Consider the following 24,156-nt stretch of genomic DNA (forward strand, 5'->3'; position numbering starts at 1 on the left):
GTGACATGCCTTTCGGGTTTGGATCGCGCGGACCGACTTCTATAGTTCGTCCCGTCACCGGCACCGCGCCACCGCGGCGGTGCAGATCCGAACCGAAAGGAGTTCACATGAAATCGCTCAAGCTCATCTCCGCCGCCGCGACGCTCGTCATCGCCAGCACCCCCGCGTTCGCCAGCTGGACCGGTCACGGCACGGCCTACACCCCGCACGGCACGTACAACGGCGCGCATGCCGTTTCGTGCGGCGGCGGCACCTGCAACCATGCCGGCGGCGCCATCGGCCCGTACGGCGGCATCGGTACCAACACGGGCGCCGTCACGCGGACCGCGCCGGGCCAGTTCTCGAACAGCGGCACCGCGATCGGCCCCAATGGCCGCCAGGTGCAGCACGACGGATCGACAAGCTGCGCCGGCGGCACGTGTTCGCATACGGGCGACCTCACCGGCTCCGATGGCCGCTCGGCCACGACGTCTGGCAGCGTGACACGCGAGGCACCGGGGCAGTACAGCTCGAACGGCACGGTCACCACCGGCAACGGCAACACCTACAACCATTCGGCCGCGACCAGCTGCGCCGGCAACACCTGCTACCGCGGCGGCACCGTCACGGGCGGCAATGGCGGCACGGTCGTTCACGGCGGCAGCGCGACGCAGATGTCGGGTGGCGTCGTGACCACCGGCGGCGGCACGACCGTCGTGCACGGCGGCGTCGTGACGACGGGCAGCACCACCACCGCGGTCGTGGCGACCGGCGGCGTGACCACGGTCGGCGCAACGGTCGCCGTCGCCCCGGCGCCCGCGGTGGTGGTGCCTCCGCCGCCTCCGCCCGCCACGCCCTACGTGCTCCCGCCGGTCACCGTGTATGCGCCGGCCGCGCCGAAGCCCCCCGTCTACGTGGCGCCCGCACCCAAGGTCGTCTATGTGGCGCCGGCACCGAAGGTCGTATATGTCGCGCCGCCCCCGCCGCTCGTCGTGTATGTGGCGCCACCCGCACGCGTGGCCGTCTATGTTCCGGGCCACTGGATCGGCCGCGTCTGGGTACCTGGGCACTACGCCTGATACCGGGCGCTCCCGCGCTCTCCTGACCTATCCCTATTTCACCCCGGCCGGCCATGTCGGCCACCCCACGGAGTCCATCATGAATCGGATGATTGCCGCACTTTTCTTGTGTATTGTTTCGGCAGGTGCCTATGCACAGGCCAGCCCGCAGCCGGCTGCGGCCCCCGCCGCGCCGAATCCGCGCATGGAGCGCGCCGAGCAGCAACTGCAGTCGCGCTTCGCCAACGCCAACACGACCCGCGACGGCAAGCTGACGCGGGAGCAGGCAGCGGCCGGGATGCCGATGGTTGCACGGCACTTCGACGAGATCGACACGCAGCGCGCCGGCTATATCACGCTGCCGCAGATCGAGGCGTTCATGGCGAAGCAGATGATGAGTCGATAGCTGACTCGCACCGGGAGACGCGCATGGAGCAGGCGAACAAGATCATGGTGCTCGACGACGAGGCCGAGCTCCGCAACATGTTGCAGCGCTTCCTGACGGGCCACGGCTTCAGCGTGCGGACCGTCGCCGACGGCAAGCAGCTGGACCGCTACCTGCAACGCGAACCGTACGACCTCCTCGTGCTCGATCTGATGATGGAGCCCGAGGACGGCCTGTCCGTCTGCCGCCGCCTGCGCGCGGAAGGGCAGACGCTGCCGATTCTGATGCTGACCGCCAAGGGCGATCCCGTCGATCGCGTGCTCGGTCTCGAGACCGGCGCCGACGATTACCTGGCCAAGCCTTTCCTGCCCGACGAACTGGTCGCGCGCATCCGCGCGCTACTGCGACGGCAGAAGATGGCGGCTGGCGATCCCACCGTCACGTCGCAGACGCTACGCTTCGGGGACTTCGAATTCGATGTCGGCAGGCAGACGCTGCGGCGCGGCGGCGAACCGGTGGAAATGCACTCGGCGCAGATGCTGCTGCTGCATGCGCTTGGCTCGTCGCCGAACCGGCCGGTCAGCCGCGACAACCTGCTTGCCCGCGCGCGCGGCCGCGACCATAACGCGCTCGATCGCAGCATCGACGTCCAGATCCTGCGCTTGCGGCAGATCATCGAGGAAGACCCGTCCAAGCCCCGCTTCGTCAAGACGGTGTGGGGCGTCGGATACATGCTGGTTGCCGGCGTGGAGGCATGATGCGGCTGCTGCCGCGGTCGCTGCTCGCACGCAATATCGCGCTCCTGGTGGCGTTGGTCGCGTTCACGCAACTGTGTTCGCTCACCGTGCTGCTGCATTTCGTGCAGCGTCCCCGCATCGAGCGGGCCGCCACGATATTCGCCGACTACGTCAGGACGCTCGACACGGTGCTCGTCGCGATGCCCCGCGATGCCGGGCAGGCGGTGGCCGCGAAACTCGGCGCGCAGACGCAGACACCGGGCGAGTCTCCGCACCGGGGGCAGGGCCTTTCGCACTTTTTCGGCACCTGGCAGCGCGAGACGTTCGTCCGCGCGCTGCGCACGCAGTTGCCGCCCGATATGCCCGTGCGATGGGAGAGCGGCGAGATCGAACGCCTCTGGATTCGCGTGCACGTGGCCGGAGAGCCACGCTGGGTGGCCCTGCCGATGACGGCCGACGCACAGGCGAGTGGCATCACGACCACGCTGTTCCTCTCGCTCGGGCTCGCCTTGCTTGCCGCGTTGACGGGTTTGCTGCTTCAGCGTTACCTGAACCGCCCGCTCCAGACGCTGGCCGGTGCCGCGCGCGAGTTGAGTGCCGGCCGCGCGCCGCCGCCTCAGCCCACCGATGGGCCGACCGAGATCGCGCAGGTGAGCCACGCGTTCAACCAGATGCTGCAGTCGCTGCAGCAGGCGGAAGCGACGCGCGCGCTGATGCTCGCCGGTATCTCGCACGATATCCGCACGCCGCTGACGAAGCTGCGGCTGGCCATGGCGATGTCCTTGCCGCGTGGCGCCGAGGACAACTTCGTCGCCTCCGCCGAGGGTTACCTCGACCAGATCGACACGATCCTGCAGCAGTTCATGGACTACGCGGGCAGCGGCGAGCGCGAGGCGCCGGAGCCCGGCGATCTCAACGCGCTGGTCGGCCAGCTTGCATCGGACTTCGCGGGCCTTGGCCACGATTTCGCGCTGACGCTCGGCGATCTGCCGCCAGTACCCTTCCGGCCCATCAGCATGATGCGGCTGCTGATGAACCTGATGCAGAACGCCATCGTCTACGGCAAGAGCGGATTCGCGGTGCGCACGTGGCGCGAGGACGGCACGGCGTACGTCGCCGTCGGCGATCGCGGCAACGGCATTTCGCCGGAAGCGCTCGAGCGGCTCAAGGAGCCGTTCAGCCGCGGCGACAACGCGCGCACGCAGACCAAGGGCACGGGGCTGGGGCTGGCGATCGTCGATCGCATCGCGCGCCTGCACGGCGGCACCCTGCATTTCCGCGCGCGCGAGGGCGGTGGCATGGAGGCCGTGGTGGCGCTGCCCGCGCCGTGAAATCTCCGTGACATGTGTCGACATACTTGATGGCTGGATAGTTGGTCGCGTGTTTTCCATACTGGGTCCCAAGCAAACGACGTCGCGACCACCGCGGCGAAACCAGACCCGGAGATCATCATGCAAACCACCACCCGCCTCTTCAAGCAAGCCAGGATCGTCGTACTGACCGCCGCCGCCGCCGCGACGATGCTCATGACCGGCTGCGCCAGCGCGCAGACCGCCGACGTCAATCGCGCGCCCTTCGCTGCGCCCGTGCATGCCGACATCATCTACGTCACGCCGTTCGTCGCCACCACCGGCATGGTCCGCCTCGACAGCGGCATGGTGAAGAAGGTGGCGAACATGGCCACCGGCGAGTCGTCCTCCGACCAGCAATATCAGGCCGTGATGCAGGCGCGCGAAGCCGTGGCGAACGAGATCGTGCAAGACCTCCGCGCGAAGGGTCTCAATGCCGAACGCCTGGATGGCCCCGTTCCCGCCGGCGTCAACGCGCTGATCCTCACGGGCGACTTCGACAAGATCGACGAAGGCAAGTCGCGCCGCCGTCTGCTGATCGGCCTCGGCGCCGGCAAGAGCGACGTGGGCGCGTCGGTGCAGGTCCTGTACAAGCCCGCCGATGGCGCACCGGTGTCGCTCGAGCACTTCACGTCGAACGCCGACAGCGGCCATATGCCCGGCGTCGCGGAAACCGCTGGTGTCGGCGCGCTGGCCGGCCACGTGGCCATGTCCGCCGCGGCCGGTGCGGGCGTGCATGGTGCCTCCGAGGTCAGGCACGACACCATCTCGGCCGACGCAAAGCGGCTCGCCGATGCGATCGCGAGGCAGGTCGTGACCGACACCGCTTCGAACGGCTGGACGCGTAGCATCACGATGTGACAAATCAGAATTGCGATGCGCCCGCAAGCTTGGCGAAATACGCTGTAAGCAACGGATGTTTTCAAACGGCACGTTCGTTGCTTACGCTCTCCCGTAGAAGAAGAACAAGAACCTTCACACTCAAACGGGAGTACGTAGTGAAATCCACGAAGAAAGGTCTCGTGATCGGGACCGTACTGGCAATGGCCGTCGCGGGCTGTGGTGGCGATTCCGATCCGCCGCCGACAAGCAGTACCGGCGGTACTGCCCCCCCTGCCAGCCCCCCCGCCACCCCCTCCGATCCCTCCACACCGGTACGCAGCGTCAAGTTCGATCCCTCGCTATGCACCCAGCAGGCAGGTGCCCCCTACGGTCAGACGGTCGGCATCACGGGAACCAACATGATGGTGACGTCGGCCGACGTGAATGCCTCCGCGTCCGGCTGCAAGGTGCTCGCCAATGGCGGCACGGCGATCGATGCGGCCATTGCCGTGCAGGCGGTGCTCGGCGTGGCCGAGCCGTTCGCTTCGGGCATCGGCGGCGGTACGGTGATCACGTATTACGACGCCACGAGCAAGCAGGTGCGCACGTTCGACGGTTTCTCGTCGTCGCCCGCGACCACCGGCGGCGTGGCCGATATCTATCGCGCCACGGCGCAGGACGTCTCGACGACCGCGCCTTACAACGTCTGCAAGTCCGGGCTTGTGGCCAACGCGAGTATCTCGTCGCAGCAGGGCAACACCAATATCTCCGCGCGCGCGGTCGGCGTGCCGGGCACGCTCTCGGTGCTCGACATGGTGCACAACCTCTACGGCAAGACCGCGTGGAACCGGTTGTGGGACGACGCCATCAAGCTGGCGACCGATGGTTTCCCGATGACGCGGTACATGTACGAGACGCTGTACTCGGACTCCGGCGAATACGACGACGACGGCAACCCGGTGACGGCCGGTACGGCGGTGTCGGCCTGGGTGAATTCCGCCGGCACGGCCAAGGGCGCCGCGCGTTGCAAGTATCCCGACATCAACGCACGCTACTGCGATCCGGCCGATGCGGCGAGGCAGAAGCCGCTGCCTGTCGGCACGATCATCAGGAACCCGGAACTCGCGGCGTCGATGACGACCGTGCGTGACGGTGGCGCGGCAGCGTTCTACGATCCGGCCGGCACCATCGCTCCGGCGATCATCACCAAGCTCACCACGGGCCAGCTGCCGTGCTACTCCACGCTGCCGGTCGCCGGCACCACGGCCGCCCCGTCAGTGGCGGGCACGGTCGCCAGGATCCCGAGCCTGATGACGGCGGCCGACTTCGCTGCGTATCACGCGGTGGAACGCAAGCCGCTGGTGGGCACGCGCTTCGGCTTCACTATCTACACGCAGCCGTCGCCGTCGTTCGGTGGCGTGGTCCAGCTGTACAACCTCGGCCTGCTCGAGCGCAAGAATGTGGCGGCCACCGCGTTCAACGGCACGGACTACCTGCACCTGGTGACCGAAGGCAGCCGGCTGGCCAACGCCGACCGCCGCAATATCGTGGGCGACCCGGCGTTCTCGAACGTCAATGCCCGCGTGAACACGCTGTTGTCCCCGGCCTACCTCGACGCGCGCGCCGCGCTCATCACGAGTACGGCGATCGGCACCGTGCCGGCGGGCGGCACCGCCGACGGCATCGCCGCGTTCGCCGCGACAGATCCGACCGGTTACGACACGATGGCCGCGGTCAGCAGCAAGACGCTCAAGGGCGTAAAGACGGTGCGCTCGACGATGCTGGCGAAGGCCGATGCAAACGGCGCAGCGCTGCACGCCGAGGACTGGAACACCACGAGCAACGTGGCGATCGTGGACGGTTACGGCAACGCGCTGTCGATGACCACGACGATCAACACGCACTGGGGCGCGCATATCGAGGCGGCAGGCATCATGATCAACAACGCGATGTCGAACTTCTCGGCCAGCACGCCGGGCCTCGACGTGAACGGATACGCGCCGAACAAGCGTCCGCGCAGCTCGATCTCGCCGTCGATCGCGTTCGATGCCGATGGGCGGATCCGGCTGGTCTGGGGCTCCGCCGGCGGCGGTCCGATCCCCGACTACATCGTGAAGACGTTCCTTGGCCACGAGATCTACGGCATGGACCTGCAGGCCGCGATCAACGCGGACAACTTCACGGGCCAGAACGGCATTGCGCAGCTCGAGGGCGGCAAGCCGATCGCGAGCCAGGTGGCCAACCTGATCGCGACGTACGGCAACACGACCAGCACCGCGCAGGTGACGGGGCTGACGAGCGGCCTCAGCGGCATCTCCGTCTCGTATGACGGCAATGGCTTCCCGGTGTATAGCGGGGCGGCCGACAACCGCCGCAACGGCGCCGCGAACGGTTACTGACCGATCTCGACGTGCGACGAAAGCCGGCCTCGCTTTGCGGGGCCGGTTTTTTTTGCGGTGTCCCCCGGCAGCATTGCGGGTCAAAGCGGTTACCGGTCCGCTATCATTGGGCGATATTCATCCCCCTGCCGCCCATGCCAAGCCGTATCAGCGAAGAAATCACCTTCCGCAAGCTCGAGGCCCTGCTCGCGTTCATGGAGACCGGCAACCTGGCCAAGGCCGCCGAGGCGCTCGACGTGAGCACCGTCAGCGTGCACCGTGCACTGCATTCGCTCGAGGAAGGCATGCGCTGCGCGCTCTTCCGGCACGAGGGCCGCAACCTGCTGCCGACCGAGGCTGCGCACGTGCTGGCGGACGTGGCGCGCGACGTGCTCAAGGCGATGGCGGACGGCATCCGCGTCACGCGCGAGGCGGCGGGCTATTCGGCCGACCAGCTCAAGATCGGCTCCCTGTACTCGCTGACCATCCGCACGGTGCCGCAGGTGGTCATCGGCATCAAGACGCGCCGGCCGGACCTGCAGGCGGAACTCGTGCTCGGCTCCAACGCCGACCTGCTGCACAAGCTCAAGCAGGGCGCGATCGACGCCGCGCTGGCCGGCATGCCCGAACCCGACCCCGAGATCGAGTCCATTCCGTTGTTCGAGGACGACATCTTCTTCGCCGCGCCCGCCGATTCCCGCTATGCCCAGATGGAAGCCGTCGATCTGCGCCTGTGCCGCGACGAGCCGTTCGTGTCGCTGGGCGAGGGGTTCGTGACGTCGAGCGGCTTTGTCGAGGCGTTCCGCATCGCGGACTTCGAGCCGAATATCGTGATGAAGGTCGGCGATATCTTCTCGCTGATGAACCTCGTCGGCGGGGGCATCGGCTACACGCTGCTGCCGGGCCGCGTGCGCGACATGGCGGCGGGCAACGTGGCGCTGATTCCGCTGACGGCCGAGTTCGGGATGAAGCAGACCATCGGGCTCAGCTTCCTGCGCCGCCGCGAGCGCGATCCGAACCTGCTGGCGCTGGCGGCGGTGTGCCGCATGACCCGGATCGCCCGCTAGGGAAAGGTTCCGCCTAACGTTCCGCCTAAGGGCGCCCGGGGCGTTTCCGCCGAGGTTAACGATTCGACGCAGTGCGTCATTGTTCGCCGGGCGGCGCGTGAGTATCTTGGATTGCATCGACAGTACATGCAGTCCATGGAGACGCGATGCCAACGCTCACCGCAAACAGACAATGGGACACGCGCCGCGCCGAGAAGCGCCGCCGCCAGGCGCTGGGCGCCCGCTTTGCCGACGGCAAGGTGGTGCCCACCGGCGATATCGTGCCGTTTCTCGAGGCCGTCACCGCCCCGCACGACCGCGTCGTGCTCGAGGGCAATAACCAGAAGCAGGCCGATTTCCTGTCCCGCTCGCTGGCGGAAGTGGATCCGGGCAGGATCCACGACCTGCATATGATCATCCCCAGCGTGAGCCGGGTGGAGCACCTCGACCTGTTCGAGCGCGGTATCGCCCGCAAGCTCGACTTCGCGTATGCCGGCGCCCAGAGCCTGCGGATCTCGCAGTTCCTGGCCGATGGCCAGCTCGAAGTCGGCGCCATTCACACCTATATCGAGCTGTACTCGCGCCTCTATGTCGACCTGACGCCCCAGGTGGTGCTGATCGCCGGCTACAAGGCGGACCGCGAGGGCAATCTCTATACCGGGGCCAGTACCGAGGACACACCGGCGCTGGTCGAGGCGGCCGCGTTCCGCGACGGGATCGTGATCGCGCAGGTCAACGAGATCGTCGATGATCCCGCCGACATGCCGCGCGTGGATATCCCGGGGTCCTGGATCGACTACGTGGTGCAGGCGGACAAGCCGTTCTTCTGCGAACCGCTGTTCACGCGCGACCCGCGCCTGATCAAGCCCGTGCACGTGCTGATGGCGATGATGGCGATCCGCGGGATCTACGAGCGCCACAACGTGCAGTCGCTGAACCACGGTATCGGCTTCAATACCGCGGCCATCGAGCTGATTCTGCCGACGTACGGCGAGAAGCTCGGCCTCAAGGGCAAGATCTGCAAGTACTGGACGCTCAATCCGCATCCCACGCTGATTCCCGCCATCGAGAGCGGCTGGGTCGAGAGCGTGCACAGCTTCGGCAGCGAACTCGGCATGGAGAACTACGTGGCCGCGCGGCCCGACGTGTTCTTCACGGGCGCGGACGGCTCGATGCGTTCCAACCGCGCGTTCTGCCAGCTGGCGGGCCAGTACGCGGTGGACCTGTTTATCGGCTCCACGCTGCAGATCGACGGTGACGGTCATTCGTCGACGGTCACGCGAGGCCGGTTGTCGGGGTTTGGCGGCGCGCCGAACATGGGGCACAACCCCGGCGGCCGGCGCCATGCCACGCCGGCGTGGCTGGACCTGATCGAGACCGACGATCCGCTCGCGCGCGGCCGCAAACTCGTCGTGCAGATGGTGGAAACGTTCCAGGCCGGCGGCAAGCCCACGTTCGTCGAGTCGATGGACGCCGTGCAGGTGGCCAAGGACAGCGGCATGCCGCTCGCGCCCGTGATGATCTATGGCGACGACGTGACGCATGTGCTGACCGAAGAGGGTATCGCCTATCTGTACAAGGCGCGCTCGCTCGAGGAGCGCCGCAGGATGATTGCCGCGGTGGCGGGGGTCACGCCGATCGGCCTGCGCCACGATCCGGCCACGACGCGCCAGATGCGTAGCGATGGGCTGATCGCGCTGCCCGAAGATCTCGGCGTGCATCGCGGCGAGGCCACGCGCTCGCTGCTCGCCGCCAAGAGCATGGCCGACCTCGTCGAATGGTCGGGCGGACTGTACGAGCCGCCCGCACGCTTCAGGAGCTGGTAATGGCAACGCCCATGCTGCAGCCCGTTGCCGATGAGCTGTCGCCGCCGCTGCGGGCCTCGATGCTCGCCAGCCTTGCCGTCGGCGCGCTGCTCGATGAGGCGGCGCTTGCGCCCAAGCCGGGGCTCGTCGACGCGCGCGGCAGCGGCGCGCATACGGACCTGACGCTCGCGCTCATGCGCACGTCCGCCCATAGCCTGCGGCCCGCGTTCGCGGCCATGGCCGCCGCCGCACTGGAGGCGGGCGTACCCGACCAGTCGCTGCGAGAGCGGCTCGGCGCGCTGGGCCGCGAGGCTGAAGTCACGATGATGGCCGCGACGCGCGGCATCAATACGCATCGCGGCGCGATCTGGTGCCTCGGGCTGCTGGTCGGTGCCGCGGCGCTGGCATCGACGCACGACGCGCGCACGGTGGCGGCGATCGCGGCGGCCATCGCCGGCCACGCGGACCGGCATCGCCCCGCGCATACGGGCAACAAGGGCGAACTCGCATGCCGTGTGTACGGCGTGAGCGGTGCCCGCGGGCAGGCGGAGGCCGGGTTTCCGCACGTGATGCATCACGGACTGCCGACGCTGCACGCGAGCCGCGCGCGCGGCGACGCGGAACCGAGCGCGCGCCTCAACGCGCTGCTCGCGATCATGGCCACGCTCGACGATACCTGCGTGCTGGCGCGCGCGGGCCGCGAAGGCCTTGCGCATATGCAGGCCGGCGCGGCCGCGGTGCTGGAGGCGGGGGGCGTGGGCACAGTGTGCGGACGCAGGCAGTTGCGCGCGCTCGAAGCGGGCATGCTCGCGCGGCGTGCGTCGCCCGGCGGTGCCGCCGACCTGCTGGCCGCCACCTTATTCCTGGACCGCCTGTCCTCGCATGATGACGTGCGGTGCAACGACATTCACGGAGATTGATGATGGAACGACTCCAGTTCGAATATCCCGCTGGCGACCCGGCGACGCACCGCGTGCTCGTGGGCGTGGTCGGTTCCGGCGATCTCGAGGTACTGATCGAGCCGGGAGAGTCCGGCAAGACGGCGATCGACGTCACGACGTCGGTCGATGGCTACGGCAAGGTCTGGGACGCGCAGCTGTCGCGCGTGTTCCGTGCCGAGCCGCGCGCGGCCATGCGCATCCGCATTCACGACTTCGGCGCGACGCCCGGCGTGGTGGGCATGCGGCTGGCCGAAGCGTTCGAGCAACTGGCGGCGAACCCGTCCGGCAAGGAGGCATCATGACGCAGACCGCATTGCTGTCGCGCGAAAGCTTCGTCGAACTCGGTGCGCGCGCACGGGCGCGCGCGCTGCTCGATCCGGGCTCGTTCCGCGAACTCGCCGGTCCGTTCGATGGGCTGGTATCGCCGTGGCTCGAGCGCCAGGGCGTGGTGCCCCAAGGCGATGACGGCGTGATCGTGGCCAAGGGCACGATCGGCGGTCACCCGACGGTGGTACTGGCGATCGAAGGTGCCTTTCAGGGCGGCAGCCTTGGCGAGGTCGGCGGTGCCAAGCTCGCCGGCGCGCTGGAGCTCGCGGCCGAAGACAACCGGCAGGGCATCGCCACGCGTGCGGTCATCTTGTTCGAGACCGGTGGCGTGCGGCTGCAGGAAGCGAACCTCGGGCTCGCGGCCATTGCCGAGATCCATGCCGCGATCGTCGATCTCCGTCGCTATCAACCCGTCATCGGCGTCATCGCGGGTACGGTGGGCTGTTTCGGCGGCATGTCGATCGCGGCGGGACTCTGCAGCAAGCTCGTGATGACCCGCGAGGGCCGCCTCGGTTTGAATGGCCCCGCCGTGATCGAGCAGGAAGCGGGCATCGCCGAATACGATTCGCGCGACCGGCCGTTCATCTGGAGCTTTACCGGTGGCGAGCAACGGCTGGCCACGGGGCTGGCCGATGTGTACGTGGACGACGACTCGGCCGCCATGCGCGATGCCGTGGCGACGCTCGTGGGCCAGCCGGCCAGTGAAGACGTGCGCAGCCGCCGGCAGGACGACTATCTGCATCGGCTCGCGGATTACGATGCATCGTCCCAACCCGAACCGAAGACGGTGCGCAAGCTGTATGGGCAAGGAGGTCAATCATGAGCAACGATGCAGCAGGCAGCCAGCGCGGCGAAGCGTGGCTCGCGGCACTGACGTCCAACGCGCCGCGCGTTGCGGGATTCCCGCGTTCGGTGCAGGTGGTCGATACGCGCATAGGCGGCGCGCCGGCCCGCTTTATCGCCGTGGTGCCCGATGCGGACAGTGCGTTCCCGCGCGCGCGTCGCGGTGAAGTGGGGCTGCTCGAAGGCTGGTCGCTCGCACGCGCGGTGCAGGAGGTCGTGGCGGCCGATCGCGATGCCGCGGTCAAGCGGCCGATCGTTGCGATCGTCGATACGCCGAGCCAGGCCTATGGCCGGCGCGAGGAGGCGTTCGGCATTCATCAGTCGCTGGCGAGCGCGGCCGATGCGTACGCCACCGCGCGGCTCGGCGGTCATCCGGTCGTGGCGCTGCTCGTGGGCAAGGCGATGTCCGGCGCGTTCCTCGCGCATGGCTACCAGGCGAATCGCCTTTTGGCGTTGGCGGATAGCGGTGTGCAGGTGCACGCGATGGGCAAGGAAGCGGCCGCGCGCATCACGATGCGTTCGGTCGAGGCGCTGGAAGCGTTCGCCGCGACCGTGCCGCCGATGGCCTACGACATCGACAACTATGCATCGCTGGGGCTGCTGTGGAAGACGATTCCCGTGGCCGAGGCCGCCGCGCCGACCGCGGACGATCTGGCTGCCGTGCGCGGCACGATCGACGCGGCGCTGGCCGATATCGCGGCCGATCCGCATCGCGATCTGCGCGGCAGGCTTGGCGGCGAGAACCGGCAGGCGTCGTCGCGCGTACGCGAATGCCTGGCCGCGCAGTGGCGCGGATGACCGATGGACGCGCCGCGGCCGCATGACCTCATCTGGCTGGGCGATCCGCACGCGTTCGTGGTGGAATGCGCGCTGGGTGCCGCGCTGCCCACGTGGGCCGATGCCGCGTGGCTCGCGCGCGCGCCGGTGGTCGTGCGGCGCGACCGGGACGATGCGGGGCGCATTCCGGTCGGGCTGCGCGGCATCACGCGCGCGCAGCGGCACGCTGGGTGGCTGCGCAGCGAACAATGCGCGCGCGTGGTCACGCCGGGCGAGGTCGCGCGGCAGGCAGGTTGGCGCGACCATCCGCGCCACGAGAAAATCTCCGCGTTGCAGGCACTGGCCGGGATCTCGCGGCGCCTCGATACCCGTGCTGCCGCGGGTCACTGGCACTGGGGCCTGACGGGTGCCGTGGGCTTCAGCCTCGCCTCGGGCATCGACGTGCTGCATGCCGGCAGCGATATCGACCTGCTGATCACCGCGTCCGCACCGCTGACGCACGACGACATGCAGTGGATGAGCGAGCTTGCCGCGCTCGCCCAGTCGGCGCATGGCGTCAGGCTCGATATCCAGATTGCCACGCCGTACGGCGGGTTCGCGCTCGCGGAACGCCTGCGCACGGGCGGGCGCGTGCTGCTCAAGACCGATCGCGGTCCGGTGCTCTGCAACGATCCGTGGGATCCTTCGCACGCGCCGCACCCGTCATCGATATCCGGCGCCTCATGAGCACGCTGCTGACGTTTCCGGGGCAGGGCGCCCAGCGCGCGGGCATGCTGCACACGCTGCCCGATCACCCGATCGTCGCGCGCACGCTCGAGGCGGCCAGCGAGGTGCTCGGCCGCGATATCCGCGCACTCGATACCGCCGACGCGCTGGCGTCGACCGTTTCGGTACAGCTGTGCCTGCTCGCCGCGGGGGTGGCGACGGCACGCGTACTGTTGGACGCCGGCGCGGAGGCCGACGCCGTCGCGGGACTTTCGATCGGCGCGTTTCCGGCCGCCGTGATTGCGGGCGTGCTCGACTACGGCGATGCGGTGCGGCTGGTGGCATTGCGCGGCAAGCTCATGGAGGATGCGTACCCGCAGGGCTACGGCATGACGGCGATCCTGGGGCTCGACCAGGCCGCGCTCGAGCGGATCATTGCGTCGGTCCATGGGGCGGAAAGCCCTGTCTATCTGGCCAACCTCAACGCGCCCGCGCAATTCGTGATCGCGGGGGAGGCCGCGGCCATGGCGCGGGTGTCCGCGCTGGCCATGGAGGCGGGCGCGCATGCGGCCAAGCCCGTGGCGATTGCCGTGCCCTCGCATTGCGCGCTGCTTGCGCCGCAGGCGAAGGCGCTGGCGCGCGCTTTCGCGGATGTCACACCCGGGCGGCCGAAGATGCGGTATTTCAGCGCGAGCGCCGCGCGGCAGTTGCGCGATCCGGCGCGCATCGTCGAGGACCTGGCCGGCAATATGGCGTTACCCGTGCGCTGGCACGACACGATGCAGCTTGCCCGCGAGACGGGCATGCGGCTCGCGGTGGAGATGCCACCGGGCAATGTCCTGACCCGGCTTGCCGCACCGGAGTTCGAGGTGGCGGTGGCCTGCGCCGACACGCGCGTGGACAGCGTGCTCGTGCTCGCGGCGCGCTACCGCGAGGCGTAGCGCTAGGCCATACCCTCTTCGATCCAGCGTTTCTTGTCCCGCAACGGCGGCGCGCCGAACAGCCGGCTGTACTCGCGGCTGAACTGCGACGTGCTCTCGTACCCGACCGTATGCGCGGCCATTGCCACCGTGACGTCGCCGGCCAGCATCATGCGCCGCGCCTCCTGCAGGCGCAGGTGCTTCTGGTACTGCAGCGGCGACATCGCCGTCACCTCCTTGAAGTGGAAATGCAGCGACGACGCGCTCATATGCAGGTCGCGCGCCAGCGTCTCCACACGCAGCGGCTGCGCATAGCGCTCGCGCAGCAGCCGGATCGCGCGCGCCACCCGATGCATCTGGCTGTCCTTGAGCGCGCTCTGCCGCAGCAACGTGCCCTGACCGTTCATCAGTAGCCGATACAGCAGCTCCCGCCGCACGAGCGGCGCGAGGATCGGGATATCGCGCGGGGTTTCCAGCAGCCTGAGCAGTCGCAGCACGACGTCGAGCAGCGTGGCATCGAGCCGCTGCACGTACATGCCGCGCGGCGCGTGTGCCGGTGTGGGCGGCGGCAGATGCTCGTCGCCGATCAGCGTGCCGATCTCCTCGGGATCGATCGTCAGCCGCATGCCGAGGTAAGGCTGCGTGGGGCTGAACGTCGACACCTTCGACAGCACGGGCAGATCGACCGACGACACGAGGTAATGCATCGGATCGTATTCGTAGACCTCGTCGCCGATCAGCAGGCGCTTGGACCCCTGCGCGATGACCGCGAACGCCGATTGCTGGAGCACGTGCTTGGGTGTTCCCGGATGACAGACGCGGTGGATCGACAGTCCCGGCACCGCGGTGTCCGTGGACCCCTCGAGGTCGCCCGTAAGCCGCGTGAGCAGCGTCACGAGTTCGGCGCGTGCCAGATCCTCCATGCAGGGCGCGCCAGCCGGTGCGGGCGAATGCGGCGCGTCTGCGGGAGGACGGGGCAACAATTGGGCAATAGCGGGCATGGTGGGCGCAAAGGGGCGAGAGGATACGCATCGGAAGCGACTGCTTGCAGCTTATACCGGAATGCAATCCTGCCCAATCCTCCAGTAGCAGGTCTGGAGGATCGTGCAAAAAGACAATAGGATCCGGCACCTCAGAAGGAGGTTGGCGTTCGCATAATTCGCCCTGCAACTTCGCAGGAAAGGAGTCGGAACCATGCGTTACAACACTCTCGGCAATACGGGCCTGTTCGTCTCGGAACTCTGCCTCGGCACGATGACCTTCGGTGGCGATGGCGCCGTGTGGAGCCAGATCGGTACCGTGCAGCAGGCGGAAGCGGACCGCATCGTGGCGGGTGCCATCGAAGCGGGCATCAACTTCATCGACACGGCCAATGTCTACTCCGACGGCAATTCGGAGGTCATCCTCGGCCAGGCGCTGCGTAACCTCAATGTGCCGCGCGAGAACGTGATCGTCGCCACGAAGGGCTTCGGCGAGTCCGGCACCCGCGGCATCAACTCACGCGGCCTGTCCCGGCACCATCTGTTGGACGCGGCCAAGGCAAGCCTCAAGCGGTTGCAGCTCGACCATATCGATCTGTACCAGCTGCACGGATTCGACCCGGCCACGCCGATCGAGGAAACGCTGCATGCGCTGGACCTGCTCGTGCGCCAGGGCCACGTCCGGTACGTCGGCGTGTCCAACTGGACCGCATGGCAGATCATGAAAGCGCTTGGTATCTCGGCGCACCGCGACCTGCCGCGCTTTGCATCGCTGCAGGCGTACTACACGATCGCCGGCCGGGATCTCGAACGGGAGATCGCGCCGATGCTCCAGTGCGAGGGCATGGGCCTGATGGTCTGGAGCCCGCTCGCCGGCGGGCTGCTCAGCGGCAAATACGGGCGCGACCGCGACGCGCAGACTGGCAGCCGCCGCACGACGTTCGACTTTCCGCCCGTCAACGTCGATCGCGCATACAACGCGATCGACACGATGCGCGCGATCGCGGACACCCGCCGGGTATCCGTCGCGCAGATCGCGCTGGCATGGCTGCTGCACCAGAAGGTCGTCACGTCGGTGATCATCGGCGCGCGGCGCATGGACCAGCTCGAGGACAACATCGCGGCCACGCGTGTGCGCCTGAACGCGGAAGAGCTCGAGATGCTGGACAAGGTCAGCGCGCTGCCGCCCGAGTACCCGGGCTGGATGCTGAAGTACCAGGGCGAGCGCCGCCTGCAGCAGCTGGCGGCCTTCGAGGCGCGCTGACAAAGGGGAAAGACCGTCGGTCGGCAGGGTTTTCCGAAAATGGCTAAGATGGTCAACTTGTAGTTTTACAGGTTACGCATCATGACCCAATCCCTGAAGATCGACGTCGTCTCCGATGTGGCGTGCCCATGGTGCGCGGTCGGCCTGTCGTCGCTGCAGCGCGCGCTCGAGCGCCTGGGCGACGAAGTGTCCGCGGAGATCGTGCTCCACCCGTTCGAGCTGAATCCGCAGATGCCTCCGGAGGGCGAGCCGATCGTCGAGCATATCGGCCGCAAGTATGGCCGCACCGAGGCGCAGGTGCTCGAGGCACAGGCGATGATCCGCGAGCGCGGCGCGAGCGTCGGCTTCACGTTCGGCGCGCGCACGCATATCTACAACACGTTCGACGCACACCGGCTGCTGCAGTGGGCGCGTGAAGATGGCCCGGCGGGCGCGCAGCTCGCGCTCAAGATGGCGCTGCTGCGCAGCTACTTCGGCGACAACCGGGACACGTCGAGCCACGACGTGCTCCTCGATGCCGTCGAAGCGGCCGGCCTCGACCGCGCGCAGGCCCGCACGGTGCTCGATACGGACGCCTATGCGGACGACGTGCGCGAGGAAGAAGCCAACTACCAGCGCATGGGCATCCAGTCGGTGCCGTCGATCATCTTCAACGATCGGTATCTGGTCACCGGCGGCCAGCCGCCCGAGGCGTTCGAGCAGGCCATTCGCGAGATTGTCGCGAAGTCGGGCACACCGGACTGATCGCACGGCCGCGTGGGCGCCCCGGCCCGGTCGGTTTCGGGTGGGGGCGCGGTTGCCATATACAATCGCGGATCACATTCCCCAACCCACGCGGTTTCCATGTCCGACAACACCCGGGCGTTCCTGCTCGGTCCCCTGCTCAAGGGCGTTTCGCGCTCCTTCTACCTGACCATGCGCATCCTCCCGGCAGGCATGCGCGACCCCATCGGGCTGGCCTATCTGCTGGCGCGCGCGGCGGATACCATCGCCGACACCTCGCTGGTCTCGCCCACGCGGCGGCTCGCGCTGCTGATGGCGTTTCGGGACGAGATTCTGGGTGTGCCGCCGGCGGACGGCGTGCAGGAAGGGACGGGCACGCGCCGCGACCGGCTGCTGCAACAGCTGGCGGCGGAAGTCGGTACCCAGCAGATCCAGTCCGACGAGCGCACGCTGCTCGAGTCGCTCGGGCCGGCACTCGACGTCTTGCAGCAACTCGGAAGCCCGGATCGGCAGGCGGTGCGGGAAATCCTCACGACGCTGACGAGCGGGATGGAATTCGACCTGCGCACGTTCCCCGACGAGAACGCGGGCGAGATCGTGGCACTGCGCGAGGCCGAGGCGCTCGATCGCTACACCTACCTCGTGGCGGGCTGCGTCGGCGAGTTCTGGACCACGATGACCTATGCCCATCTGCCGGGGACGCTGCGCGAGCTGCCCGAAGTGATGCTCGCGCGGGGTGTGCGCTTCGGCAAGGCACTGCAGATGACCAACGTGTTGCGCGACTGCGGCAAGGATCTGCGTATCGGGCGTTGCTATCTGCCACTGGAACTGTTGTCGCCGCTCGGTCTGACACCGCAGGATCTGCTCGGCCCCGATGCCTCCCGGCGCGCGCGCCCGGTGCTCGACGCGCTGCTGCGGAAGACACTCGACCATTACCGCGAGGCGCTGGCCTATACGCTCGCGATTCCGCGCGGCGCCCTGCGTCTGCGGCTGGCCAGCCTGTGGCCGATCTTTATCGGACTGGAAACGCTCGTATTGCTGGCCCGTAACCCGGCGTGGCTCGATCCGCGCCAGGCGTCGAAGATCCAGCGCAACGACGTGTATCGCATCCTTGCGTATTCACTGACGACCGTCAGCTGGGATGGCCGGATCCGCAACTGGGCGGAGCGGCTGTTCGCCGACATCGAGGCGAGCCTGCGTCATTGAATGGGGCGATCAGCGGCCGCCAATGCTGCCGCCGCCATCCACGCCAAGCACTTGCCCGGTGATGAAGCCGGCCGCATCCGAAAGCAGAAAGCCCACCGCCGCGGCGACTTCATCGGGCGTACCGAGCCGGCCCATCGGAATGGACGCCAGGATCTTGCGCTCACCCTCGCTGCCCACGGGGCGCGACTTGCGGAACAGTTCGGTCTCGATCGGGCCCGGCGCCACGGCATTCGACGTGATGCCATGGCTCGCGAGTTCGAGCGCCCACGTGCGGGTGCACCCAACCAGTGCACTCTTGGCGGCCGAATAGGCGGTGCGGTCATAGCCGCCGTGGATCGCCCGGCTCACGACATTGACGATGCGCCCGGCACGCCGCTGCTTGAGCGACTCCACGAAGAACTGGGTGACCTGGATGGCCGCTCGCACGTTGAGGTCCAGCACCTGCTGCAGCGTGCCGAAGTCGATGGCGCCAAGCGGCTGCGGATTGGCGATGCCGACATTGTTGACGATGCGGTCCACTTCGTAGGTATCGGACAGACAGGCCAGTACGTCCTGCGTCCGCGTCACGTCCGCGAGGTCGCAGGCCAGCAGCTTCCCGGGGAACGTCACGCCTTCCACGTGGCGCGCGAGCCCGACGACCTGGTGTCCCTGCGCGGCGAGCTGGCGTGCGATCGCGAGCCCGATCCCCTTGGAGGCGCCAGTAATCAGCACGGTGGTATCGCTCATGTGGCAAATCTCCCGTCGATTTTTCTGCGGTAATCGCGATAATGCCATCTTGGCGCCGATCTCGCTGACGAGACCGGTGTCAGACCCTGAACAAGACAACAACGCGATAACGGAGAAAACACATGATCGTGGAGATGCGCATCTACCACTGTGCCCCGACGCGCCTGCCGGCGCTGCTGGACCGTTTCAACACCACCACGCTGGGCTTTTTCGAGAAGTACGGGATCAGGCAGATCGGTTTCTGGACCACGCTGGCGGGCCCGAGCAATCACGCGCTGACGTACATGCTCCAGTGGGAAAGTCTTGCCGAGCGCGAGGAAAAGTGGAATGCGTTCCAGGCCGACAAGGAATGGATCGCCGCGCGCGCGGCGACCGAAGCGGAACGGCCCATCGTCGAACGCATCGAGAACCACTTCCTGACGCCAACCGCGTTCTCGGCGCTGCGCTGAGGGCTATCCCTGCGGCCGGCGGTGGAGGACCGTCGTGTACGCGAACCGGTCCGCCGGCTGCAGGCTCACCGAAACCTCGATCAGCGTGCCCGCCTGGTCGTAGTACTGCCGCACGAACTGCAAGGCGTGCGCGCCGGGTTCCGCGGCGAGGCGTCCGGCGAGTGCTTCCGGAATGCCGACCGCGCGAACGGTCTGGCGAATCTCCTGCACATACCCGTTGTTGACCTCGCACACGAGGTCGCAGATCAACTGGTCGGTTTGCCGGAGCTTGCGGCGAATCTTTTCGCCATCCACGCTGCGCACGTACACGTAGTACCACGTCACCGCGCGGTCGGGGCGCGCGGGATCGACCCGGCCCGCCTGAATCTCCATCCAGCGCGTGCCGGGTTCGCAGCCGAGGTATTGCGCCATGTCGATATCGACGACCAGATGCCGCACGCTGTGGATCGCGCGTTCCGTGTTCGCGCTGTACTGCATCAGCTCGTCGATGGTCGAGATGCTGGGCGCGTATTCGGGCGGGCGCGGCGTCAGCGATTCGACGCGCGTGCCCACGCGCTTGCGGCGCGAGATCAGGCCAAGTGTCTGTATCTGATCCAGCGCGGCGCGGATCGTGCCGCGGCTGACCCCGTACTTGTCTGCGAGGTCGAGTTCGCCAGGAAGGCTGGTGCCGACGGGGTACGCACCGGAAGCGATTTCTTCCAGCAACTGCCCCGTCAGCTCGAGGTAACGCGGCTTCATGACGTCGTCACTGGGTGAATGGCCTGCGGATTATATAACCGTGGCCGCGTCATTCAAGCTTGATGTTCGCGTCCTTCACCACCTTCGACCACCGCGTCATTTCCTGTTTGACGTAGTCCATGAATCCGCTCGGCGTGGAACCGGTCGGCACATAGCCGAGATCGCCCACGGTCCTGCGGAACTGCGGGTCGGCCAGCACCTGCGCCACGGCCTTGTTGAGCGTGTTGATGACCGGTGCCGGTGTGCCCGCGGGCGCCAGCAGGCCATACCAGCCTTCCACCTCATAGCCCTTGAGGCCGGCCTCCTGGATGGTCGGGGTGTCGGGCGTCAGCGACAGCCGCTGTGTGCTGGTCACGCCGATCACGCGCAGCCTGCCGGCCTGTGCCTGGTTCAGGCTGTCGGGGCCGGCGAACACCGCGTTCACCTCGCCGCCCATCGCGGCGGCGATCGACGGGCCGCCGCCCTTGTAGGGCACGTGCAGCAGCTTCACGCCGGCCATCGTCGAGAACAACTCCAGCGCAAGGTGACTCGTGTTGCCGTTACCGGCGGAGCCCACCGATACCTGGCCCGGATGCGCCTTTGCGTAGCTCAGGAACTCCTGCACGGTCTTCGGCCCGAATTTGGGATTGGTGTACAGCACGAGCGGGAGCTTGGCGACCATCGAGACGGGCGCGAAGTCCTTGACCGAGTCGTACGGCAGATTGGGATACAGGCTCGGGTTGATCGCATGCGCAGCCAGCACCATGACCAGCGTGTAGCCGTCGGGGTTGGCGCGCGCGACATACTGCGTCGCGATCGAGCCGCTTGCACCGGCCTTGTACTGCACGACCACCGGCACGCCGAGCGCCTTCTGCAATCCGGCCGACAGCGGCCGCGCGACCACATCCGCGGTGCCGCCGGGCGGATACGGAATCACGAGCTCGATCGGCCGATCGGGGAAGGCGGCCGCGCTCGCGGCCGTGGCGGCAGAGAACAGCACGCCGCCGATAAATTGTCTGATCTTGTTGTTCATTTGTCTCGCTCCATCTGTCTGGCCAACTATCTGCTTTTCCAGGTCAAAGTCTGATCATCGGTTCCGCGAACGTAAGCTGTGCCTCGGTCACGGCCTGCAACGCCTGCGGCGTCATGCCTTCCACCATCGCCTGCACGACGAAGCCCTTTTCCGGATCCACCGCGATGACCGCGAGATCGGTGTAGACGACGTCGACCGCGCCCTTGCCGGTGAGCGGGAACGTGCAGCGCTCGAGCAGCCGGGGCTTGCCCTCGCGCGTGGTGTGTTCCATCACCACGATGACCTTGCGCGCGCCGGCCACGAGGTCCATCGCGCCGCCGATACCCGGCACGCCTTCGGTGTCGTCGGTCGCCCAGCTTGCGATGTCGCCGTCGCTGGACACCTGAAACGCGCCGAGGATCGTGGCGTCGAGATGGCCGCCGCGCATCATCGCGAACGACAGCGACTGGTCGCAGATCGACGATCCGAGAATCAGCTGCACGCGTGCCTTGCTGGCGTTGATCAGGTCTTCGTCGCCTTCGTCGCCGGGCGTCAGGTCGCCGATGCCGAGGATGCCGTTCTCGCTGTGGAGCACGATCTCCTTCTTCGGGTCGAGGTACTTCGCGACCAGCGTCGGCATGCCGAGGCCGATGTTCACGTAGCTGCCCGGCGCGATATCGTCGGCCACGCGTTGCGCGACCGCGTCGCGGCTCAGTTTCTTGATGGTGTTCATTGCTGGCTGTCCTTCCGCACGACCCTGCTCACGAAAATTCCCGGCGTCACGATCTGCTCGGGCGGCAGCGTGCCGAGCGGGACGATCTCATCGACCTGCACGATCGCGCATTTGGCGGCCGTGCACATCACGGGGCCGAAGCCCCTCGCCGCAAGGCGGTACGTGAGGTTGCCCCAGCGGTCGGCGTGGTGTCCCTTCACGAGCGCGAAGTCCGCGTGCAGCGGCTCCTCGAGGACGTAGCCGCGTCCGTCGTACACGGTCTGCGGCTTGCCCTCGGCGATGGGCGTGCCGTAGCCGGTCGGCGTATAGAACGGGCCAAGGCCGGCGCCGGCCGCGCGCATGCGTTCGATCAGCGTGCCCTGCGGTACGAGTTCGAGCGCGATCTTCTTCTCCTTGTACAACGCGCGGAACACGTCGCCGCCCGAGGACTTGGGATAGGTGCAGATCATCTTGCGCACGCGTCCGGCCGCCAGCAGCGCGGCTAGGCCCGTGGTGCCGGTGCCGGCGTTGTTGCTGATGACGGTAAGGTCGCGCGCCCCCTGCTCGATGAGCGCATGGAGCAGTTCGACGGGCAGCCCGGCATCGCCGAAGCCCGTCACCATGATGGTGGCGCCGTCGTGGATGCCCGCCACCGCGTCGCGCAGCGTGGGTGCAATCTTGTTGATCATGTCGTGTCCTGTATGAAGCGTTGCGGCTACAGCGCGGCCGCGGTGCCGAGAATCGCCGTGGACTGGCTCGAGAGCGTCGCGCCGTTGCCATGCACGAGCGCGATCTCCGCGCGTTGCTGGCGTTCGCCCGCTTCACCGCGCAGTTGCCGCACGGCCTCGATGATCAGGAACACGCCATACATGCCCGGATGCCCGAACGAGAGGCCGCCCCCGTTCGTGTTGACGGGCAGCGAGCCGCCGGGCGCGATATTGCCGCCGCTCACGAAGTTGCCGCCTTCGCCCTTGGGGCAGAATCCGAGATCTTCGAGGAAGAGAATGGTATTGATCGTGAATGCATCGTAGAGGCATAGCAGATCGATATCGTTCTTGCCGACGCCGGCCATGCGATAGGCGCGCGCGCCCGATTCCTGCGCGGCGGTCACGGTCAGGTCATGCATCGAGGAGATCTGGCGGTGCCAGATGGCCGACGCATTGCCGAGCACGTACGCCGGCGCGTGGGGCGTGTCCCTGGCGCGATCGGCGCGCACGAGGACGAATGCGCCGGCGCCGTCGGTCAGGAGGCAGCAGTCGCGAATGGTCAGCGGGTCGCAGATCATGCGCGACGACAGCACGTCGTCGATGGTCAGCGGATCGCGCGAGAACGCCTCCGGATTGAGGCGCGCCCACGCACGCGCCGCCACGGCGACTTCGGCGAGCTGTTCGCGTGTGGTGCCGTACTGCGCCATATGGCGCGCGGCGGCCAGCGCGTAGGCGCTGATCGGCTGCATGGGCTGGTAAGGGGTTTCATAGGGCTGGGGATCGAGCACCTGGCGCATCTTCGTCACGGCAGCGCGATCGACGGCGCCCGTACGCTGGGTACTGCCGTAGCAGACCAGGACCGCATTGCATTCGCCCGAGGCAAGCGCGTGCATCGCGGGCAGCAGATGGGCCACGAAGCTGGAGCCGCCTAGCATCGTGCTGTCGAGGAACGTCGGGCGAATGCCGAGATACTCGGCCACGGGCATGCCCCACATCGTCGCCGAGGCGCTGCACGTGCACAGGCCGTCGATATCGGCCATGGTCATGCCGGCGTCGGCCACCGCGCGCGCGGCGGCCTGGGCGAGGATCTCTATTTCGGTGAAGCCATGGGCCGTGCCCATGCCGGCTTGTCCCACCCCGACGATCGCGGTGGCCCCGCGCAGATTGCTGTCGCTCATGCCGCCGCCTCCGCGCGTTCGAACACCACGAGGTGAGTGTCGCCGTCCTTGCGCACCGTCGCGCGGACACGGTCACCGATCTTCGGGACCGTCGCATCGACGCCATCGACGCGGCTCATCATGCGGAAGCCTTCGTCGAGATCGACGAGGCACAGGTTGCGATCGCCACCGGCTTCGGCGGGGCGGCGCATGACCGTGGTCGAGTAGATGGTGCCGCCGCCGGCAGGCGCGACCCAGTCGAAGGTGTCGGCACCGCAGGCCAGGCAGTTCACGCGCGGAAAGAACACGAACGTGCCGCAGCCACGGCACTTCGGCACGCGCCATTCGCCGGCCTGCAGATAGCGGAAATAGGTTTGTTCAGGACCGACGGGCTGCGTGCCGTCCTGAGCGGTGGGTTTGGGCATGGTATG

26 protein-coding genes are annotated in these 24,156 nt (G+C 67.6%); 18 read left to right on the forward strand and 8 right to left on the reverse strand.

What is annotated here, in order from left to right:
• Positions 1–107: 107 nt before the first annotated feature.
• From AAHB16_RS22935 to mdcH, 14 genes are all read left to right on the forward strand, one after another.
• Positions 108–1,058: an SPOR domain-containing protein gene (locus AAHB16_RS22935; RefSeq protein ID WP_342052069.1), complete on the forward strand. Its 951-nt coding sequence runs from the start codon at positions 108–110 to the stop codon at positions 1,056–1,058.
• 79 nt (positions 1,059–1,137) lie between these two features.
• On the forward strand, positions 1,138–1,443 hold the full coding sequence (locus AAHB16_RS22940; RefSeq protein WP_150375691.1) for an EF-hand domain-containing protein: 306 nt from the start codon (positions 1,138–1,140) through the stop codon (positions 1,441–1,443).
• Positions 1,444–1,466: 23 nt separating this feature from the next.
• Positions 1,467–2,180: a response regulator gene (locus AAHB16_RS22945; RefSeq protein ID WP_342052070.1), complete on the forward strand. Its 714-nt coding sequence runs from the start codon at positions 1,467–1,469 to the stop codon at positions 2,178–2,180.
• Positions 2,180–3,490 carry an ATP-binding protein gene (locus AAHB16_RS22950; protein ID WP_342052087.1) on the forward strand — a complete coding sequence of 437 codons (1,311 nt, stop codon included), beginning with the start codon at positions 2,180–2,182 and terminating at the stop codon, positions 3,488–3,490. The genes AAHB16_RS22945 and AAHB16_RS22950 overlap by 1 nt, the downstream gene beginning before the upstream one ends.
• 120 nt (positions 3,491–3,610) lie before the next feature.
• Positions 3,611–4,369: a DUF4410 domain-containing protein gene (locus AAHB16_RS22955; RefSeq protein WP_342052071.1), complete on the forward strand. Its 759-nt coding sequence runs from the start codon at positions 3,611–3,613 to the stop codon at positions 4,367–4,369.
• 137 nt (positions 4,370–4,506) lie between these two features.
• Entirely contained in the window at positions 4,507–6,729 is a 2,223-nt protein-coding gene (locus AAHB16_RS22960; protein ID WP_342052072.1) for a gamma-glutamyltransferase family protein, read from the forward strand.
• Positions 6,730–6,863: 134 nt separating this feature from the next.
• On the forward strand, positions 6,864–7,775 hold the full coding sequence (locus tag AAHB16_RS22965) for a LysR family transcriptional regulator (protein ID WP_150375683.1): 912 nt from the start codon (positions 6,864–6,866) through the stop codon (positions 7,773–7,775).
• Between the two features lie 146 nt (positions 7,776–7,921).
• The gene (mdcA, locus tag AAHB16_RS22970; RefSeq protein WP_342052073.1) at positions 7,922–9,580 is read left to right on the forward strand and encodes a malonate decarboxylase subunit alpha; all 1,659 of its coding nucleotides are present in this window, start codon (positions 7,922–7,924) and stop codon (positions 9,578–9,580) included.
• Positions 9,580–10,479, forward strand: coding sequence for a triphosphoribosyl-dephospho-CoA synthase (locus tag AAHB16_RS22975; RefSeq protein ID WP_342052074.1), 900 nt, complete (start codon positions 9,580–9,582; stop codon positions 10,477–10,479). The genes mdcA and AAHB16_RS22975 overlap by 1 nt, the downstream gene beginning before the upstream one ends.
• 2 nt (positions 10,480–10,481) lie before the next feature.
• Positions 10,482–10,802 (forward strand): malonate decarboxylase subunit delta, encoded by a 321-nt coding sequence (locus AAHB16_RS22980; RefSeq protein WP_342052075.1) that lies wholly within the window; start codon positions 10,482–10,484, stop codon positions 10,800–10,802.
• Positions 10,799–11,650: a biotin-independent malonate decarboxylase subunit beta gene (locus AAHB16_RS22985; protein ID WP_342052076.1), complete on the forward strand. Its 852-nt coding sequence runs from the start codon at positions 10,799–10,801 to the stop codon at positions 11,648–11,650. Before AAHB16_RS22980 ends, AAHB16_RS22985 begins: the two co-directional genes overlap by 4 nt.
• Complete coding sequence (gene mdcE, locus AAHB16_RS22990; protein ID WP_342052077.1) at positions 11,647–12,468, forward strand: biotin-independent malonate decarboxylase subunit gamma; 822 nt, start codon at positions 11,647–11,649, stop codon at positions 12,466–12,468. Before AAHB16_RS22985 ends, mdcE begins: the two co-directional genes overlap by 4 nt.
• A gap of 3 nt (positions 12,469–12,471) precedes the next feature.
• A complete protein-coding gene (locus AAHB16_RS22995; RefSeq protein WP_342052078.1) occupies positions 12,472–13,173 on the forward strand; it encodes a malonate decarboxylase holo-ACP synthase in 702 nt (233 codons plus the stop codon).
• The gene (mdcH, locus tag AAHB16_RS23000) at positions 13,170–14,093 is read left to right on the forward strand and encodes a malonate decarboxylase subunit epsilon (protein WP_150375671.1); all 924 of its coding nucleotides are present in this window, start codon (positions 13,170–13,172) and stop codon (positions 14,091–14,093) included. Before AAHB16_RS22995 ends, mdcH begins: the two co-directional genes overlap by 4 nt.
• Before the next feature lie 2 nt (positions 14,094–14,095).
• Here the strand turns inward: mdcH and AAHB16_RS23005 are convergent, their stop codons facing one another.
• Complete coding sequence (locus AAHB16_RS23005; protein WP_150375669.1) at positions 14,096–15,073, reverse strand: AraC family transcriptional regulator; 978 nt, start codon at positions 15,071–15,073, stop codon at positions 14,096–14,098.
• A 193-nt stretch (positions 15,074–15,266) separates the two neighbouring features.
• Here AAHB16_RS23005 and AAHB16_RS23010 point away from each other — a divergent pair, with 193 nt between their 5' ends.
• From AAHB16_RS23010 to AAHB16_RS23020, 3 genes are all read left to right on the forward strand, one after another.
• Positions 15,267–16,316, forward strand: coding sequence for an aldo/keto reductase (locus tag AAHB16_RS23010; protein ID WP_150375667.1), 1,050 nt, complete (start codon positions 15,267–15,269; stop codon positions 16,314–16,316).
• An 81-nt stretch (positions 16,317–16,397) separates the two neighbouring features.
• Positions 16,398–17,060, forward strand: a complete 663-nt coding sequence (locus AAHB16_RS23015; protein ID WP_150375665.1) for a DsbA family oxidoreductase — start codon at positions 16,398–16,400, stop codon at positions 17,058–17,060.
• A gap of 99 nt (positions 17,061–17,159) precedes the next feature.
• Positions 17,160–18,245: a phytoene/squalene synthase family protein gene (locus AAHB16_RS23020; RefSeq protein WP_342052079.1), complete on the forward strand. Its 1,086-nt coding sequence runs from the start codon at positions 17,160–17,162 to the stop codon at positions 18,243–18,245.
• A 9-nt stretch (positions 18,246–18,254) separates the two neighbouring features.
• Here AAHB16_RS23020 and AAHB16_RS23025 read toward each other — a convergent pair whose 3' ends face one another.
• Positions 18,255–18,971, reverse strand: coding sequence for an SDR family oxidoreductase (locus AAHB16_RS23025; RefSeq protein WP_342052080.1), 717 nt, complete (start codon positions 18,969–18,971; stop codon positions 18,255–18,257).
• A 122-nt stretch (positions 18,972–19,093) separates the two neighbouring features.
• Here AAHB16_RS23025 and AAHB16_RS23030 point away from each other — a divergent pair, with 122 nt between their 5' ends.
• A complete protein-coding gene (locus tag AAHB16_RS23030; RefSeq protein WP_342052081.1) occupies positions 19,094–19,420 on the forward strand; it encodes an NIPSNAP family protein in 327 nt (108 codons plus the stop codon).
• Positions 19,421–19,423: 3 nt separating this feature from the next.
• Here AAHB16_RS23030 and AAHB16_RS23035 read toward each other — a convergent pair whose 3' ends face one another.
• From AAHB16_RS23035 to AAHB16_RS23060, 6 genes are read right to left on the reverse strand one after another with little or no spacing between them, the layout of a single operon-like run.
• Positions 19,424–20,158, reverse strand: coding sequence for a GntR family transcriptional regulator (locus AAHB16_RS23035; RefSeq protein ID WP_150375657.1), 735 nt, complete (start codon positions 20,156–20,158; stop codon positions 19,424–19,426).
• 49 nt (positions 20,159–20,207) lie between these two features.
• On the reverse strand, positions 20,208–21,170 hold the full coding sequence (locus AAHB16_RS23040) for a tripartite tricarboxylate transporter substrate binding protein (protein WP_342052082.1): 963 nt from the start codon (positions 21,168–21,170) through the stop codon (positions 20,208–20,210).
• A 43-nt stretch (positions 21,171–21,213) separates the two neighbouring features.
• On the reverse strand, positions 21,214–21,882 hold the full coding sequence (locus AAHB16_RS23045) for a 3-oxoacid CoA-transferase subunit B (protein ID WP_150375653.1): 669 nt from the start codon (positions 21,880–21,882) through the stop codon (positions 21,214–21,216).
• On the reverse strand, positions 21,879–22,550 hold the full coding sequence (locus AAHB16_RS23050) for a 3-oxoacid CoA-transferase subunit A (RefSeq protein WP_150375651.1): 672 nt from the start codon (positions 22,548–22,550) through the stop codon (positions 21,879–21,881). Before AAHB16_RS23050 ends, AAHB16_RS23045 begins: the two co-directional genes overlap by 4 nt.
• 26 nt (positions 22,551–22,576) lie before the next feature.
• On the reverse strand, positions 22,577–23,746 hold the full coding sequence (locus tag AAHB16_RS23055) for an acetyl-CoA acetyltransferase (protein WP_342052083.1): 1,170 nt from the start codon (positions 23,744–23,746) through the stop codon (positions 22,577–22,579).
• On the reverse strand, positions 23,743–24,150 hold the full coding sequence (locus AAHB16_RS23060; protein WP_150375647.1) for a Zn-ribbon domain-containing OB-fold protein: 408 nt from the start codon (positions 24,148–24,150) through the stop codon (positions 23,743–23,745). Before AAHB16_RS23060 ends, AAHB16_RS23055 begins: the two co-directional genes overlap by 4 nt.
• Positions 24,151–24,156 lie beyond the last annotated feature (6 nt).

The sequence above is a fragment of the Cupriavidus sp. OTU4054 genome (genome assembly GCF_038440175.1).
GTDB lineage: Bacteria > Pseudomonadota > Gammaproteobacteria > Burkholderiales > Burkholderiaceae > Cupriavidus > Cupriavidus pauculus_D.

Coding starts and splice junctions, on each gene's coding strand:
- AAHB16_RS23050 (WP_150375651.1), bottom strand. CDS start 22,550: ATGATCAACAAGATTGCACCCACGCTGCGCGACGCGGTGGCGGGCATC.
- AAHB16_RS22980 (WP_342052075.1), top strand. CDS start 10,482: ATGGAACGACTCCAGTTCGAATATCCCGCTGGCGACCCGGCGACGCAC.
- AAHB16_RS23055 (WP_342052083.1), bottom strand. CDS start 23,746: ATGAGCGACAGCAATCTGCGCGGGGCCACCGCGATCGTCGGGGTGGGA.
- mdcA (WP_342052073.1), top strand. CDS start 7,922: ATGCCAACGCTCACCGCAAACAGACAATGGGACACGCGCCGCGCCGAG.
- AAHB16_RS23060 (WP_150375647.1), bottom strand. CDS start 24,150: ATGCCCAAACCCACCGCTCAGGACGGCACGCAGCCCGTCGGTCCTGAA.
- AAHB16_RS22935 (WP_342052069.1), top strand. CDS start 108: ATGAAATCGCTCAAGCTCATCTCCGCCGCCGCGACGCTCGTCATCGCC.
- AAHB16_RS23030 (WP_342052081.1), top strand. CDS start 19,094: ATGATCGTGGAGATGCGCATCTACCACTGTGCCCCGACGCGCCTGCCG.
- AAHB16_RS23025 (WP_342052080.1), bottom strand. CDS start 18,971: ATGAGCGATACCACCGTGCTGATTACTGGCGCCTCCAAGGGGATCGGG.
- AAHB16_RS22955 (WP_342052071.1), top strand. CDS start 3,611: ATGCAAACCACCACCCGCCTCTTCAAGCAAGCCAGGATCGTCGTACTG.
- AAHB16_RS22975 (WP_342052074.1), top strand. CDS start 9,580: ATGGCAACGCCCATGCTGCAGCCCGTTGCCGATGAGCTGTCGCCGCCG.
- AAHB16_RS23020 (WP_342052079.1), top strand. CDS start 17,160: ATGTCCGACAACACCCGGGCGTTCCTGCTCGGTCCCCTGCTCAAGGGC.
- AAHB16_RS23040 (WP_342052082.1), bottom strand. CDS start 21,170: ATGAACAACAAGATCAGACAATTTATCGGCGGCGTGCTGTTCTCTGCC.
- AAHB16_RS23015 (WP_150375665.1), top strand. CDS start 16,398: ATGACCCAATCCCTGAAGATCGACGTCGTCTCCGATGTGGCGTGCCCA.
- mdcE (WP_342052077.1), top strand. CDS start 11,647: ATGAGCAACGATGCAGCAGGCAGCCAGCGCGGCGAAGCGTGGCTCGCG.
- AAHB16_RS23035 (WP_150375657.1), bottom strand. CDS start 20,158: ATGAAGCCGCGTTACCTCGAGCTGACGGGGCAGTTGCTGGAAGAAATC.
- AAHB16_RS23010 (WP_150375667.1), top strand. CDS start 15,267: ATGCGTTACAACACTCTCGGCAATACGGGCCTGTTCGTCTCGGAACTC.
- AAHB16_RS23005 (WP_150375669.1), bottom strand. CDS start 15,073: ATGCCCGCTATTGCCCAATTGTTGCCCCGTCCTCCCGCAGACGCGCCG.
- AAHB16_RS22950 (WP_342052087.1), top strand. CDS start 2,180: ATGCGGCTGCTGCCGCGGTCGCTGCTCGCACGCAATATCGCGCTCCTG.
- mdcH (WP_150375671.1), top strand. CDS start 13,170: ATGAGCACGCTGCTGACGTTTCCGGGGCAGGGCGCCCAGCGCGCGGGC.
- AAHB16_RS22985 (WP_342052076.1), top strand. CDS start 10,799: ATGACGCAGACCGCATTGCTGTCGCGCGAAAGCTTCGTCGAACTCGGT.
- AAHB16_RS22940 (WP_150375691.1), top strand. CDS start 1,138: ATGAATCGGATGATTGCCGCACTTTTCTTGTGTATTGTTTCGGCAGGT.
- AAHB16_RS22965 (WP_150375683.1), top strand. CDS start 6,864: ATGCCAAGCCGTATCAGCGAAGAAATCACCTTCCGCAAGCTCGAGGCC.
- AAHB16_RS22945 (WP_342052070.1), top strand. CDS start 1,467: ATGGAGCAGGCGAACAAGATCATGGTGCTCGACGACGAGGCCGAGCTC.
- AAHB16_RS23045 (WP_150375653.1), bottom strand. CDS start 21,882: ATGAACACCATCAAGAAACTGAGCCGCGACGCGGTCGCGCAACGCGTG.
- AAHB16_RS22995 (WP_342052078.1), top strand. CDS start 12,472: ATGGACGCGCCGCGGCCGCATGACCTCATCTGGCTGGGCGATCCGCAC.